Origin of the sequence: Shewanella sp. AS1 (assembly GCF_021412565.1) — a bacterium.
Classification (GTDB): Bacteria; Pseudomonadota; Gammaproteobacteria; order Enterobacterales; family Shewanellaceae; genus Shewanella.
On record NZ_JAKCLJ010000081.1, the window covers coordinates 1 to 288 of the forward strand.

At 53.5% G+C, this 288-nt stretch carries 1 pseudogene; it reads left to right on the forward strand.

The annotated features are described in order from the left end of the window. Positions 1-288: pseudogene (locus LZP69_RS16140) on the forward strand (alpha-ketoacid dehydrogenase subunit beta); the annotation flags it as partial.

Below are 288 nucleotides of genomic sequence, written 5' to 3' on the forward strand. Positions count from 1 at the left end.
CTGGGAGCCACGCACTCACAGACGCCGGATGCCATCTTCGCTCATTTCCCGGGTTTGAAGGTGGTATCTCCCGGCACACCCGAGGATGCCAAGGGCTTGTTGAAGACCGCCATCCGTTCCAATGATCCGGTCCTATTCCTGGAACATGCCACCATGTACCAGGTGAGAGGTGAGGTTCCAGAAGGGGAATACCTTATACCGATTGGCAGATCGAAAATTCAACGCCAGGGCAAAGATGTCACCATCGTTACCTATGCCAAGGGCTTGGAATTATCTTTAAAAGCCGCG